This window comes from Metasolibacillus sp. FSL K6-0083 (assembly GCF_038630865.1).
Taxonomy (GTDB): Bacteria; Bacillota; Bacilli; order Bacillales_A; family Planococcaceae; genus Metasolibacillus; species Metasolibacillus fluoroglycofenilyticus.
This window is the reverse complement of the sequence record NZ_CP152046.1, coordinates 833,887-846,893: the sequence shown is the minus strand read 5'-3', so window position 1 is coordinate 846,893 and position 13,007 is coordinate 833,887. Positions and strand designations below refer to the sequence as shown.

At 39.5% G+C, this 13,007-nt stretch carries 9 protein-coding genes; 5 read left to right on the top strand and 4 right to left on the bottom strand.

The window, feature by feature from the left end; genetic code table 11:
* Positions 1-15: 15 nt before the first annotated feature.
* The 4 genes from MHB51_RS03910 to MHB51_RS03895 all read left to right on the top strand — a co-directional run bounded on the left by MHB51_RS03910 (position 16) and on the right by MHB51_RS03895 (position 4,655).
* A complete protein-coding gene (locus MHB51_RS03910) occupies positions 16-822 on the top strand; it encodes a sulfurtransferase (RefSeq protein ID WP_066163625.1) in 807 nt (268 codons plus the stop codon).
* A 103-nt stretch (positions 823-925) separates the two neighbouring features.
* Positions 926-1,741 carry an MBL fold metallo-hydrolase gene (locus MHB51_RS03905; RefSeq protein WP_342559030.1) on the top strand — a complete coding sequence of 272 codons (816 nt, stop codon included), beginning with the start codon at positions 926-928 and terminating at the stop codon, positions 1,739-1,741.
* Positions 1,742-1,808: 67 nt separating this feature from the next.
* On the top strand, positions 1,809-3,251 hold the full coding sequence (locus MHB51_RS03900) for a stalk domain-containing protein (protein WP_342559029.1): 1,443 nt from the start codon (positions 1,809-1,811) through the stop codon (positions 3,249-3,251).
* Between the two features lie 285 nt (positions 3,252-3,536).
* The gene (locus tag MHB51_RS03895; protein ID WP_342559028.1) at positions 3,537-4,655 is read left to right on the top strand and encodes an FAD-binding oxidoreductase; all 1,119 of its coding nucleotides are present in this window, start codon (positions 3,537-3,539) and stop codon (positions 4,653-4,655) included.
* Between the two features lie 628 nt (positions 4,656-5,283).
* Here the strand turns inward: MHB51_RS03895 and MHB51_RS03890 are convergent.
* Both MHB51_RS03890 and MHB51_RS03885 read right to left on the bottom strand, forming a co-directional pair.
* Entirely contained in the window at positions 5,284-6,096 is an 813-nt protein-coding gene (locus MHB51_RS03890; RefSeq protein ID WP_107942577.1) for a S1C family serine protease, read from the bottom strand.
* A gap of 12 nt (positions 6,097-6,108) precedes the next feature.
* Entirely contained in the window at positions 6,109-6,846 is a 738-nt protein-coding gene (locus MHB51_RS03885; protein ID WP_342559027.1) for a TSUP family transporter, read from the bottom strand.
* A gap of 440 nt (positions 6,847-7,286) precedes the next feature.
* Here MHB51_RS03885 and MHB51_RS03880 point away from each other — a divergent pair, with 440 nt between their 5' ends.
* The gene (locus tag MHB51_RS03880) at positions 7,287-8,492 is read left to right on the top strand and encodes a malic enzyme-like NAD(P)-binding protein (RefSeq protein WP_342472565.1); all 1,206 of its coding nucleotides are present in this window, start codon (positions 7,287-7,289) and stop codon (positions 8,490-8,492) included.
* 263 nt (positions 8,493-8,755) lie between these two features.
* On the opposite strand, the gene pepF (MHB51_RS03875) is transcribed toward MHB51_RS03880, so the two are convergent.
* Positions 8,756-10,558, bottom strand: a complete 1,803-nt coding sequence (gene pepF, locus MHB51_RS03875; protein ID WP_342559026.1) for an oligoendopeptidase F — start codon at positions 10,556-10,558, stop codon at positions 8,756-8,758.
* A 485-nt stretch (positions 10,559-11,043) separates the two neighbouring features.
* Positions 11,044-12,849, bottom strand: a complete 1,806-nt coding sequence (gene pepF, locus MHB51_RS03870) for an oligoendopeptidase F (RefSeq protein WP_342559025.1) — start codon at positions 12,847-12,849, stop codon at positions 11,044-11,046.
* Positions 12,850-13,007: the final 158 nt, after the last annotated feature.

Sequence of the window (13,007 nt, the reverse complement as noted above, 5' to 3'; positions counted from 1 at the left end):
AAGGGAGAGATATTTATGGCTAAAGTATTTGTCACAGTGGATGAAATAAAGGAAGAATCGCGTTTTATTGATACGCGTTTTTCTTTGACAAATGCAGATGAAGGGCTGCAATTGTATAAAGAAGGTCATATGAACGGAGCAGTGTACTGGGATCTAAATCGTGATTTATCTGATATGACGAGTAAAGAAGGACGTCATCCAATGCCTAAAAAAGAGCAATTGCAATCATTATTTGAGCGCACTGGCTTGCGTTATGAAGATATCATCTATATTTATGACCAAGGTGGAATGCCGTTTGCGGCACGTGCTTGGTATATGTTGAAGTTTGCAGGTTTCCCAAATGTATATATTGTCAATGGCGGCTTTTCTGCATTAGCAGAGAAGTTTGAAGTAACGACAGCACAAAAAGAATATGCACAAACAACCCTAACTTTGCAATGGCAAGAGCAAATGTATGCAGCGCGTGAGGATGTGAAAAATATAGCTGACGGCAAAGAACAAGCAACATTACTTGACGCACGTGCAGCGAATCGTTACCGCGGAGAGCATGAGCCGCTTGATCCAGTTGCTGGTCATATTCCAACGGCGAAAAACTTTGATTGGGAGCAGGTGAAGAAAGGCGCTTCGCTTGCCCCGACAGAAGAGCTACTTGCAAAAGTAGAAAAGGATGAGGAAGTTGTTGTATATTGCGGCTCTGGTGTCACAGCGTCACCATTATTTGCAGTACTAACAGAGGCGGGCTATGAGCAATTGCGTCTATATGTGGGTAGTTATAGTGATTGGATTACAGCCTATGAAGTAGAAACAGGGGAAAATAAGTAAGAAATGAATATAGAAGTCTTGGTTGTCTAGTGGGGAAGCCCTTTTGGACAACCGCTTCTTTTACGCTTTAAATGAATACTCATTCATAATGGGGGAGAAAAAGATGCTTTTAAAAAAACAGTTTGAGCAAGGGGAATTTAATGGCGTTACTTACGGAAATGGGACAGTAGCCCTTCAAGGCGTTCAGTTAAATGTATATAGCTATATTGTTGATGGTATATGCATTGATACAGGGGCCTATTCTCTACGTAAGCTATTTCAGCAATTTTTAAAGGAGCAGCAGTTCGAGCAAGTTATCTTAACGCACCATCATGAGGATCATTCAGGTAATGCTGCCTTTCTACAACAGCAAGGCTATCCTGTTTATATTGAACGAACATTGCTAAAGGAATGCGCAGAAAAAGCAGCGTATCCATTTTATCGTAAAGTATTTTGGGGGGCGCGCAAAGCGTTTCAAGCACAGCCAATTGCAAGCACATTTAGCTCGAAAACGGCTGAATGGGATGTCATTCAAACACCGGGGCATGCGATTGACCACATTGCATTCCTAAATAAAGAAACAGGTCAGCTATTTACGGGTGATTTATATGTGACAACAAAAACGAGACTTATTTTAAGTGATGAAAGTATACCAACAATCATTCAGTCATTGCAAAAGGTATTAGCATATGATTTTCAGGATGTTTTTTGTAGTCATGGTGGCTTATTGAAAAATGGACGTAAAGCACTGCAAGCGAAAGAGGAATATTTATTAACACTGCAAGAGAAAATACTCTCCCTACATAAGCAAGGTCTCACCGCTAGGGAAATCAATAAACAGCTATTCACGAAAAACTATCCTATTACCCGTTTTTCACGTGGTGAGTGGGATTCGCTGCATATTGTAACATCCATTTTAAAAGAAAAAAAATTAAATTAAGTTTTTTGTAACCTTTTTGCGTATGCTACGACTAATACTGTGAAACGTGCTTAAAGGAGAGAAATAGATGATGAAAAAAGCAATGACAATGGCACTAACAGCTACGTTAGCAACATCTGCAGTTACAGCACCCCTTGCTTTCGCGCAAGACAAAGCAGAGCCAATTTCGAATGAAGTGAAGGAAGAAGTAGCAACAAACTTCATCCAACTAAAAGGTAAATTAGGTAAAATTGAAAAACGTGATAACGGTGCTCTATTCACGACAATTGAACAAGGTGAAAACATTTTCTCATTAGTTATCCAAGAAGACACATTAGTTTTAGATAACACTGGTAAAAAAGCGGATTTAAAAGAGGGTATGTCATTTACAGCATTCGTTAATAAAAATAAGCCAATGCTTATGATTTATCCACCACAGTATAATCCAGAGGTAGTAGTCATAGAAACAAGTGATATGGGTACTGTAGAAGTAGGAATATTTGATGAAAACTTTGTCAATAAAGAAAATACATTAAAGTTAAATTTATCAGAGGAATCACAAATTACAAACTTAGCTGGTGAAAAATTAACGCAAGAGGATATCGTTGGCAAAGAAGCAATTGTTTTTTATGGTCCAGCAACATTTAGCATTCCAGCGCAAACAAGTCCGTATCATGTAGTCGTTTTAGAGACAGTAGAGGCTGAGGTTGTTCAGCCTGAGGAAGAAGTAGCAGACTTTATTGAATTTACAGGTGTCATTGGCGATATTAATACGCGTGAGAATGGTTCACAATTATTAACAAATGAAGACAAAGAAAATCCATTCAATTTAGCAATCGACGAAGACACAATTGTCTTAGATAATACAGGCAAAAAAGTAGAATTGAAAAAAGGCATGAAATTTACAGCCTATGTAGATAGCAGTAAGCCGGTTATTTTAATTTATCCACCACAATATGCACCAGAAGTAATTATTGTTGAAACAGAAGAGGTAGGCTTCGTAAATGTAAGTACATTCGATGAAAACTTCATCAATAAAGAAAATACATTAAAGCTAAACATTGCGGAGGATACTGTTATCACAAACAGAGCGGGTGAAAAATTGACGCAGGCTGATGTGATTAATAAAGAGGCTGTCGTATTTTATACAATTTCAACTCGTAGCATTCCAGCTCAAACGACACCATCAAAAATAGTTGTACTTGATAGCGAGGAACAATCTACAACACCGCCGCCAATTGTTGAAGTGGAAGACATCATATCAGAAATTATTGCACATGACCACTATGAAATTGCTGGTGTAAAAATGGTGCCATTACGCATTTTAGCTGAAGAACTAGGTTATACAGTGAAGTCAACTGGGAATGGGGCAATTTTAACAAAAGGTAATGCTTCATATGAAATTACGCGTGGGCAAAAGGAATATGCTCATAATCGTGCGATTAAACAACTGGAAGCAGCCCCTGCATTACTTGAGAAAAATAAAACATATGTACCACAAGCATTTATTTATAGCTTACGTGGTGAGTAAAAAACCTTTCATCTAGGGCTACCAACCACAATGAAAGGGCGAGGGCTGTCTGAAAAGGCAGCCCTTTTTTAATGCAATAAAATCTGATTTAACTTATTCATTTTAATTTAGAAAAAAAGCCATTAAACCAATATCATGTTTCCAAAGAACATCTTTTCTATTTGGATAATTATACCTTTGATGAGATACTATCGAAACGTTCAAAAAGTCGCCAAAGCACTGTTTTTTTGGACGCCTCGGAATATCTTTTTTAGTATAATAGCATTAGAAGAAAGGATGGTTGACATGGCGAAGCATTATGTAGTAATTGGCGGGGGGATTTTAGGCACATCTACTGCCCTTCATTTAGCTTTGAATAAAGCGCAAGTGACATTGATTGACCGCAACGATATTGGCAAAGCGACAAATGTAGCAGCAGGCATTATTAGTCCATGGCTATCACAGCGTCGTAATAAGGATTGGTATTTTTTGGCAAACCACGGCGCGGCCTATTATCCACAGTTAGTTGAAACATTGGTGGATTTAGGTGAAACGGATGTTGGTTATAAGCAGGTGGGGGCATTGCATATTCATCAAGAAGAAAAGCGCATCGAGCAAATTTTAGCATTAGCAAAAAAACGTAAAATAGATGCACCTGAAATTGGTGAGACGAGCAAATTAACAGCGAGCGAAATTGAACAATTATTTCCATATATAACGGAGCCGTTATATGCAGCATACGCAGGCGGGGGTGCACGTGTGGATGGGCGCAAGCTAACGGAAGCGATGCAAAAAGCAGCCATCAAATTAGGTGCGAATTACATAGAGGGAAGTGCTTCTTTACAGATTGGGAATAGAGATGCTATTTCTGTCACTGTAAATGGCACTCATATTGCGGCAGATGAAATTATTGTAACGACAGGTGCATGGGGTAATGAAACATTACAGCCACTGCAAATTGATATGCAAGTAAAGCCACAGAAGGCACAAATTTTAGAGCTACAGCTAAAAGACAATGAGTCTGAGCATTGGCCTGTTGTGATGGCACCTTCGACATTGTATATGCTAGCATTCGAGGCTGGTCGGATGATGATTGGTACAACGCATGAGGATGATAAAGGCTTTGATGCGCGACCGACTGTAGGAGCAGCCTATGAGATGCTGGAAAAAGCCTTTCAAATAGCGCCGACTTTACAGGAAGCAATGTTTGCTGACATTAAAGTAGGATTTCGACCAGTTGTCCCAAATGCTTTGCCGGTTATAGGGAGATTACCAAATACACCAAATGTGCTTGTTGCCAATGGATTAGGTTCAAGTGGTTTAACAGTAGGACCATATTTGGGAAGAGAATTAGCGAAGCTTGCCCAAGGGCTGCCAACTGAAATTCAGGTGGAAAATTATTGTTTAGCGAATGTCCTGAAGTAGGAATGGCGTCCAAAAAGCCGTGGGGAGTGCTTTGATAAAAGAGCGAATAGGGTAAGCTTTCTATGAAAATGAGAGAAACAAAGAGGGGAGTGGTATTTCTCCTCTTGCGAAAGGGATGAAACAAAAATTTCCCTTTTGCCAATACGATTCGGGCAGCTACACTTTTTCTTAAGAAAAGCACTGTTAAACCTTTTGTTTTCTCGTTTTCAAAGAGAACACCTCTTTGAAAACGAGCTAATTTTTCGCTAAAAAAACCATCGTCAATTGGAGTTGTCCGAAAAGTCCATTTTGTTTTGCCACCGCATTAAAATCAATGTTTTCATCGCTTCCCTTTTACAGAATGATAACGCTGCTAAAGTCAATGTTCATCCCATTTTTAAAAGAGGCGTTCTCTGTTTATCGCGTATTAACAGGCTGTAATACCCCCACTTCAAAACAGCAGATAAAAACAAGATGTTTAAGTGGGGGATCAAACAGCCTGTAAAAACCCGAATGGTGAAACTACCAATCAGTGGGGGGCAAAGCCCCCACTGATTGAAGGTTCACTTTATAGGAATCACCATTTTGTGAAACATCATCGCTACTGTCCAAAATGCCGGCTATGCGCGGCTTTTTGGACAGCCTCACTTCAAAGCGGCTGCAATTCCTTATGTACAAGCTCAATTGGCACGAACAGACCGACGCGACCATGCTTGTCATGCTTTGTTGTCGCAAAGACGACACCTACTACTTGTCCATCCTCAGTTAAAACAGGACTTCCGCTATTCCCTTTATAAATTGGCGCTTGAAGCATCATAACCTGCTCCTGCCAATCCTCTAGCAGCAACGGCTCGAGCACTGTTCCTTCATTGGCGATGCCAGTGAAATAAAGTGGATTACCGATTACATAAACATGCTGAGCGTCTGGCTGAAAAGTATCAGCTAATGGTAAATAGGGTAGTTCCTCTTTCGCTTCAACTTTTAAAATGGCTAAATCAACTGTTGGATTACTTGCCACAATTTGTGCTTGATATAGGCCGTTGTCAGGAAAGATGACAGTAAGCGATAGCGCGTCATCAATTACATGTTCATTTGTTATAATATAGCCGTCTGCCGAAATCGCAAAGCCTGTCCCTTTACTATTTTCGGATGAAATTTCGACAACAGCCTTTTTATATTGTTGGATATTTTCCTGCTGAGATAGCTTTGTTGAAACTTTAATAAATTCAATCGCAGGAATTGAATAAATTTGAAAAACAATCGCAAACGTATTAAATATTAATGCGAAGGCCATTATATAAACGATAAGACGAATGATAGGGCGTTGCTGTCGCTTTTTTGGTTGCCCATTTAATCGTTGTTGTCTTTCTTCCTCCAAAGCTTTTTCTTGCTCTGCTAGCACAAGCTCCAAAAATTCCTCTTCTGTTAACGGTTCTTCTTGGGGCTGTTGTTGCTTATCCATTTGCTACCTCCTTTACGATAACACAAGTAAATCATAAGCTAGTTGTATAATTAAAATAACCGTAATGATGCGCAGTAAATGGCTTGCCAACTTATTGCTAACTTTTCGTGAGAGCAATAGGCCAATTTGCGCACCGATAATGGCACCTGTCATTAATGCCAATGTTTCCATCCATAAAATTTGTCCAGTTATTATGTATGTAATAGCTGCACCAAAGCATGTAGCAAAGACACCTACACGACCTAATACAACAGCTTTCATATAGCTTAAGCCAGCATTGGCATAAATATATAATAGCAATGTTCCACTACCGGGTCCAAACATCCCATCATAAATTCCCACACTAATTAACAGTGCACGTGTGCGATGCTTTAGCTCAAGAACGATTTTTTCACCGAAATTTGTTCTGCCTAAAAATGATAAGGTAAAGGCAAAAATTAGTAAGCATAATGCAATAATCGTTAGCACCTTGCTTGATAATAGCGAGGCAATTAACCCCCCAAGTAAACCACCGATAAAGCAAAGTAAGGCAATTGGGCGTGCCTCTGTAAAAGTAACTTCCTTGTGACGCAGGGCAGAATAGAAATTTGATAATGCACTAACTGCACTAGCAACTTTGTTCGCACCAATTGCAGAGTGGACGGGCATGCCGATTAACAGCATTGTCGGTAATGTAATCAGTCCGCCACCACCAGCAAGTGTGCCAATAATATTGCCTATAAAGCCAATTAAAAATAATAACAGTAACAAAAAATCGCCTTCTTTCTATATGCTTCACTTTACACTATTTTTCAAGGGATGAAAATGTACGTACAAAATAAGGAGATAGGGATAGAGATGTGTCCAAAATGTGACGGATGAATTGAGGGTTTTAGTAAGGACTTTGTGAAGTTTTTCATAATTTCCCTATGAAAATGAATCGTGCATGTTTTCACAAAAAATGCTGTACATAGACGCGAGCTAAAAAATGTAAGCGGTATCTTATTGTTATTTTAAGAAAATAATTTTTTCGTTTGGAAATGCTGTTTTTTATATGTGAAAAATTGAGCAAGATGTTGAAATATATGATTTACCGAGAAAAAAAGTGTATATTCGAAAGGAAATGAAACATTATTATTGACTTAATAATTTCGGGGCGATATGATACGTAACTATAAAGAAAATTCAGATTATTCGAAGGAGAAATGATAATGGATATAATGCAAAAAGGTTTGGAATTACATGAAGAGTATTGCGGAAAAATGGAAATAAAGGCAAAGGTTCCACTTGCTGACCAATATGATTTAAGCTTAGCTTATTCACCAGGTGTAGCAGCACCTTGCATAGAAATTGAAAGGAATCCCTCCCTTGTCTATGACTATACAGTGAAGGGGAATTTTGTTGCTGTCGTAACAGATGGTACGGCTGTGCTTGGGCTTGGAGATATCGGACCAGAAGCGGCGTTGCCAGTAATGGAAGGAAAGGCATTGTTATTAAAACGATTTGCCAATGTGGACGCTGTCCCAATTTGCTTGAATACGAAAAATGTTGACGAAATAGTACAAACTGTAAAGCTTCTTGCACCGACATTTGGTGGCATTAATTTAGAGGACATTTCCGCTCCGCGCTGCTTTGAAATTGAGGATCGTCTCCGTGCGGAGTGCGGGATTCCAGTGTTCCACGACGATCAACATGGGACAGCAATTGTTGTAGGTGCTGGTTTGATAAATGCATTGAAAATTGTTGGTAAGAAGTTTAATGAGGTGAAGATTGTTATTAATGGTGCAGGTGCAGCAGGTATTGCAATTTTACGTATTTTAGTACAGATGGGCTTTACGAATATTTTAATGTGTGACACGACAGGAATTATTTATAAAGGACGTCAAGAGGGAATGAATTCAATTAAAGAAAGCATTGCCCATTTAACAAACCATAAGCTACAGCAGGGTGATTTAAGCGATGCTTTAGTGGGGGCTGATGTATTTATTGGTGTATCCGTTGCTAATTTACTAACGAAGGAACATATTGATTCCATGAATAATGAGCCGATTGTATTTGCTTTAGCTAATCCAAATCCAGAAATCACATACGACAATGCAAAAGCATGGGGTGTACGTGTGATTGGAACAGGGCGCTCCGACTATCCAAACCAAATCAATAATGTGTTAGCATTTCCCGGCGTCTTCCGAGGAGCGTTAGATGTTAGAGCAACAGATATTAATGAGGCGATGAAAATAGCTGCGGTTGAGGCGATTGCCTCACTCGTAACAGATGAAGAATTGAATGAGGAATATATCGTGCCGAAAGCATTTGATGAGCGAGTTGTCGGTGTAGTAGCGAAGGCTGTCGGCAGTGCAGCCATTGACTCAGGTGTCTCTGTACTATTTCAGCAGCCAATAATAGCAGGGCAGGTGTAGCAAAGAGTACAAATAAAAGAAAAGCTCACATGAATGGATAAAATAGGGCAAGTTGCAAATATATCAAAAATTTATAAATAGGAGAGGCTGTCTAAAAAGTAAACCATTCTTTTTACCAGAGAAATTTGATTTTTATTTTTTTGCATTGATTTCAGCAGAAATCTTTTACTTTTCTAAACAGTTATACCTTTCATGAAACACAATTGAAACGTCCCAAAAGCAGTGCCACAGCACGCTTTTGGGACGTTTCCAGAAGATTCACTTTATTCGCCAAGCTCTTCTGTAAGCTTCTCGAGCTCATCAATTAAGCTACCGATGTAGGCGATAGTATTGCGCAAGGGCTCTTCTGTCGTAATATCGACACCTGCCATTTTTGCAAGCTCAACAGGCGTTTTAGTGCCACCTGCTTTTAACATATTAAGCCAGTCTGTTACTGCTGCCTCGCCTTCAGTTAAAATGCGCTGTGAGGCCTCTGTTGCGATAGTTAAGCCTGCAGAGTAAGTATATGGATACAAGCCTTTATAATAGTGTAGCTGGCGCATCCAAGTTAATTCAGCACCGTCTGTTATTTCAATGGCATCGCCCCAAAATTCTTCAAGCACACTGCGCTTTAATTCATTAAGCTTTAATGCATTGACAGAGCCGCCAGCATCGATAATTTCATATACTTTTCGCTGATAAGCACCCTCGAGTAAATGGGTAACGAAGTTATGGTAATAGGTGCGTGAAATCATTTTTGCGATAACCCAGCGCTTAAAGCGTGCATCGCTAGCATTTTGTAATAAATGGTGTGCCATAAGCATTTCATTCATCGTCGATGGCGCTTCTATAAAATACATGGATGGGCGAGCACCGAAAATATTTTGATGTGTATTTGCCAAATGGAAATGCCCCGCATGTCCAAGCTCATGCGCCAAAACAAATACTTGCTTCATCCGGCTTGTCCATGAAATCAATACATATGGATGGTAGCCGAATGGGCTAGAGCAAAAGGCTCCATTTGATTTGCCAATGTTTTGTGCAAAATCAATCCAGCGTTCATCGAAGGAGCGGTCAAGCATTTCTGCATAATCAGCTCCTAAAATAGCGAGACCATCCTTGACATATTGACGCGCTTCCTCGATAGAAACTACTGGTTCATATGCGGGGTCTAAAGAAATTTTTAAATCAGCAAAGGTCATTTGTTCTAAGCCATGAACCTTTTGTAGCAGTTTTGCATAACGACGCATATGCGGAGCAAGTTCAGACATAATTAAGTCGATTTGACGGTCATACAATGTGCGGTCTACTTCCTGGGACTGTAACAAGAAGTCAAAAACTGAATGATAGCCACGTAAATCAGCCTCCGATTTTTCTCGTTGAATATGCGTAGCGTAAGTTTTTGCTGTTGTATGCTGGTAATCACGTAATTTATTGTGGAATGCATGAAAGGCTGTACGGCGAATAGCAGCATCATTTTCGAATTCCCAGTCACCTTCAAATAAGTTATAGCTAAGAGGGTAGGTTTTACCGTTCACCTCGAAATCTGGAAATTGCAAATCTACTAACTTTGTAATGTAGTACAGCTCAAAGGCAGCCCCGAATGTTGTACCGAATGAAGCGAGCGCTTTTTCTGCCTCTGGATGTAGTTGATGTGGCTTTTGCTGCAAAAGTTTATTGATAAAATATGCGTACTGTGGTGCAAGCTGGCTTGCCCCGTGTAAAATGTCCTCATCAAGCTGTAAAAGCTCACTTTGAATGAATGATAGCTTGGAGTTTAAGGAAGAGGTTAGCTGCGATACTTTTGCTGAGCGCAATTGTGATTCGCCATTCGTTTGGTCTACACTTTGTGCAAGAAAGGCGTATGTTGTAATAGGCATCATTTTTTCTAAATATGCTTCATATGCAGCAATGACTTCAATTGCTTTTTCCGCATTTGTAATTTGCCCTTTATATTTTGCTTCAGTAGCGGCTGCGTATTGTTTGGCACTTTCAATTGACTCCTCGAACTGTTGCTCTGTTTCAAATAAATCCTCAAGGTTCCATGTTTCTGCAAGCTTTACTTCATTTCGTTTTAATATTGCCATATAAACTAGCCTCCTATCTTTTTCGTTCAAACAGCAAGAGCTCGGCCGTTCAAAAAGCTGACTCTTCCTAGATACAACGAAAATAAGATTTTTAATAAATAAATCGGGGCTGTCCGAAAAGTACATTTTGTTTTGCCACCGCATTGAAATAAATGTTTTCATCGCTTCACTTTTACTGAAAGCTAACACTGCTAAAGCCAATGTTCATCCCATTTTTAAAAGAGGCGCTTTCTGTTTATCCCGTATTAACAGGCTGTAAGACCCCCACTTCAAAACAGCAGATAAAAACAAGATGTTTAAGTGGGGGATCAAACAGCCTGTAAAAACCCGAATGGTGAAACTACCAATCAGTGGGGGTGTGCGAAGCCCCCCACTGATTGGTAGTTTCACTTTATATGAATCAACATTTTGTGAAGCATCATTGCTACTGTCCAAAATGCCGGCTATGCACGGCTTTTTGGACAGCCCCTCTCTTGTTGTAGTGATTAAATTTCACCAAGCTCAACTGTTAACTTTTCTAGCTCATCAATTAAGTTACCGATGTAAGCGATTGTGTTGCGTAGTGGCTCCTCTGTTGTAATATCAACACCCGCCATTTTTGCAAGCTCGACAGGTGATTTTGTACCACCCGATTTTAAAACATTAATCCAATCTGCTACAGCAGGCTCGCCTTCCTCTAAAATACGCTTCGATACTTGTGTAGAAATCGTTAAGCCAGCAGAATACGTATATGGATATAAGCCCATATAGTAGTGTGGTTGGCGCATCCAAGTTAATTCAGCACCATCTAAAATATCTACTGTATCGCCCCAGAATTCTTCAAGTACACCGCGTTTTAATTCATTTAATTTCCCTGCGTTGACAGAGCCGCCAGCATCAATAATTTCATATACTTTACGCTGATACGCAGCCTCTAATAAATGTGTAACAAAGTTATGATAGTAAGTGCGTGACACGATTGTTGAGATTACCCAACGTTTGAAGCGCGCATCGCTTGAGTTTTGCAATAGGTGATTTGCCATTAGCATTTCATTCATTGTCGATGGTGCCTCGATAAAGTATAGAGAAGGACGCGCATTGTAAATATTTTGGTTAGCATTTGCTAAATAGAAGTGACCCGCGTGTCCAAGCTCATGCGCTAATACAAACACTTCGTTCATTTTACTTGTCCAAGAAATCAAAATATATGGGTGATAGCCGAATGGGCTAGAGCAAAATGCACCTGTTGATTTACCCGCATTGTTTGCAAAATCTGTCCAGCGTTCATCGAACGAACGGTCAAGCATTTCTGCATAGTCAGCTCCCATAACAGCTAAGCCTTCCTTCATATATTTGCGGGATTCTTCCGTTGTGATTTTTGGCTCATAGGATGGGTCAAGTGAAATTTTTAAGTCTGCAAAAGTCATTTGCTCTAGCTTATGAACTTTTTGTAGTAATTTTGCATAGCGGCGCATATGTGGCGCTAACTCGGACATAATTAAGTTAATTTGTCGATCATAAAGTGTGCGATCGACTTCCTGTGGTTGTAATAAGTAATCGAAAACAGAGTTATAACCGCGCAAATCTGCTTCTGTCTTTTCTGTTTTTAAATGTGTATCATATGTTTTTGCTGTTGTATGCTGATATTCGCGTAGTTTGCTATGGAATGCATTAAATGCAGCGTGACGAATTTCTTTATCATTTTCTGGCTCCCAGTCTCCTTCGAATAAATTGTAGCTAAGTGGATAGCTTTCACCATTTGCTTCGAAATTAGGGAACTGCATATCTACTAATTTAGTCGTATTGTACAAGCCATATGCAGCATCAAAAGTTGTTCCAAATGCCGCTAATGCTTTTTCGGCTTCTGGGTGTAGCTGGTAAGGCTTTTGGCGTAATAGCTTGCGAATATAGTTGGCATATTGTGGCGCTTGTTCACTAGCTTGCACTAATACCTTTTCATCAAGCTGTAGAAGCTCACTTTGGATGAAGGATAACTGGGCGCTAATTGCTGAATTCATTTGCCCGATTTTTGCTGCGCGCATTTGTGCCTCACCATTTGTTTGCTCAACGCTAAGGGAAAGGTTTGCGTATGTACCAATCGGCACTAATTTTTCATATAACTTTTCGTATGCAGCGATAACATTGACTGCACTTTCTGCATCTAAAATTTTACCTTTATATGTTTCTGCAATTGCTGCTGCGACAGATTGTGCTTCAACAATTGCCTCCTCAAATTGCTGTTCAGTAGCAAATAAATCTGCTAAGTTCCAAGTTTCCTCGATATTCACTTCACTACGTTTTAATGTTGACATAAAAAGCCTCCTCGTATTCCGATATTCGAAATAAATTGTACCATCATTTACGGAATTGCGCAAAAATTATGACGTCTAATTATCAATTGTAAACAATTTTAAAAGAATATAAATATTGCGTAATACCATTTACATTGTATGCAAAAAAGGAAATAATA

Coding starts and splice junctions, on each gene's coding strand:
- MHB51_RS03895 (WP_342559028.1), top strand. CDS start 3,537: ATGGCGAAGCATTATGTAGTAATTGGCGGGGGGATTTTAGGCACATCT.
- pepF (WP_342559025.1), bottom strand. CDS start 12,849: ATGTCAACATTAAAACGTAGTGAAGTGAATATCGAGGAAACTTGGAAC.
- MHB51_RS03910 (WP_066163625.1), top strand. CDS start 16: ATGGCTAAAGTATTTGTCACAGTGGATGAAATAAAGGAAGAATCGCGT.
- MHB51_RS03900 (WP_342559029.1), top strand. CDS start 1,809: ATGATGAAAAAAGCAATGACAATGGCACTAACAGCTACGTTAGCAACA.
- pepF (WP_342559026.1), bottom strand. CDS start 10,558: ATGGCAATATTAAAACGAAATGAAGTAAAGCTTGCAGAAACATGGAAC.
- MHB51_RS03905 (WP_342559030.1), top strand. CDS start 926: ATGCTTTTAAAAAAACAGTTTGAGCAAGGGGAATTTAATGGCGTTACT.
- MHB51_RS03890 (WP_107942577.1), bottom strand. CDS start 6,096: ATGGATAAGCAACAACAGCCCCAAGAAGAACCGTTAACAGAAGAGGAA.
- MHB51_RS03880 (WP_342472565.1), top strand. CDS start 7,287: ATGGATATAATGCAAAAAGGTTTGGAATTACATGAAGAGTATTGCGGA.